This window comes from Paracoccus sp. S4493 (genome assembly GCF_000967735.1).
In the GTDB taxonomy this organism is placed as follows: domain Bacteria; phylum Pseudomonadota; class Alphaproteobacteria; order Rhodobacterales; family Rhodobacteraceae; genus Paracoccus; species Paracoccus marcusii.
In genome coordinates this window covers 1-1237 of the sequence record NZ_JXYF01000187.1, presented here as the reverse complement: position 1 = coordinate 1237, position 1237 = coordinate 1, and the positions used below count along the sequence as shown (strand labels likewise).

Sequence of the window (1237 nt, the reverse complement as noted above, 5' to 3'; positions counted from 1 at the left end):
TCCGATCTGAGCCGCGGCGGCCAGCACCTCGGTCGCGGGCTGGTCCGCCTGCAGGCCCGCGCGGGCGGCATGCGCAGCAGGCGCCCAGGCATCGACCATGGTCTTGTCGCCGGGCTTGCCCTGGCCGCGGGCGGCGATCCCCTCGGCCATCGCGACGATGACCTCGGGCAGGCGGGACAGGGGCACCTGCGTCTCGGCGCCAAGCGCCGAGGCGGCGCGCAGCAGGGCGCTGGCATAAAGCGGGCCGGTCGTGGCGCCGACCGCGTTGTGCAGGGACGACGCGGCCAAGGTCAGCCCCTGCGCCAGCGTCTGGTCCGCCCCGCCCGCCTCGCCCAGGGCGCGCGCCGCGGCGGCAAAGCCCCCGGCCATCGCCACGCCGTGATCGGCATCGCCGATCTCTCCGTCCAGTTCGGCCAGATAGGATTGTTCCGCGGCCATGCGCTCGGCCAGGCTGCGGAACAGGTCGGTCAGATCATGGCGCGAGAAGGTCTGCATGTCGGACCTCATTGGCACGGCCCGCCGCAGGGTTGCAAGCGGTCCCGGAACGGCACGTCACGGCTGCGACAGGCGGCGTTCCACGCTGTCGGCCAGTGTCGTCAGGATCAGGCAGCAGGACGTCGCCCCGGCATCGGGCACCCCCCGCGACCGTTCGCCCAACCGCGCCGCGCGGCCCAGCTTGGCGACCATGTCGACGGTGCTGTCGCGCCCCTGCTGCGCCGCCCGCGCCATCGCCCGCAAGGAGGCGGCGAACCCGTCGGGTCGTGCCGCGTCGAAGGCCGCAATGGCCGGGTCCAGGCAGTCGATCAGGGTCTTGTCGCCGACCTTGGCGGCGCCGGTGGCGGTGACGGCGGACAGCCCCGCCTGCAGCATGGTCAGGAACCCGTCCGCGTCGATGGCGGCGCGGTCGCGGATGGTGCGGCCCATGTCGCGGAACATGAAACCGTAAAGCGGCCCCATCGATCCGCCGATCTCGGACATCAGCACATCCGACAGCACCAGGAAGGCCCCGTCCAGCGGCTGGCCCGACAGGCGTTCGGCCGCGCGGCCAAAGCCCTTGGCCATGTTGATCCCGTGATCGCCGTCGCCGATCAGGCCGTCCACCTCGGACAGGTGCGCCTTGTTGGCGACGATCACCGCGGCCAGTTCGGCCACGATGTCGCCCGATTGCGCGACGGACAGGCGGGGATGGCCCGCGGCCTCGGGCGCGCGGGGGGCGGTGTCGGCGGCCGCGGCGGCG

General features: G+C 73.4%; 2 protein-coding genes. Both read right to left on the bottom strand.

All coding sequences use genetic code 11. The features are described 5' to 3' along the window. Positions 1-495, bottom strand: a 495-nt coding sequence (locus TW83_RS16120; RefSeq protein ID WP_045983800.1) for a DAK2 domain-containing protein, incomplete at its 3' end; no start/stop codon positions are given. Between the two features lie 57 nt (positions 496-552). Then, the coding region (gene dhaL, locus TW83_RS16115) for a dihydroxyacetone kinase subunit DhaL (RefSeq protein WP_343251970.1) at positions 553-1237 on the bottom strand (685 nt) is incomplete at its 5' end.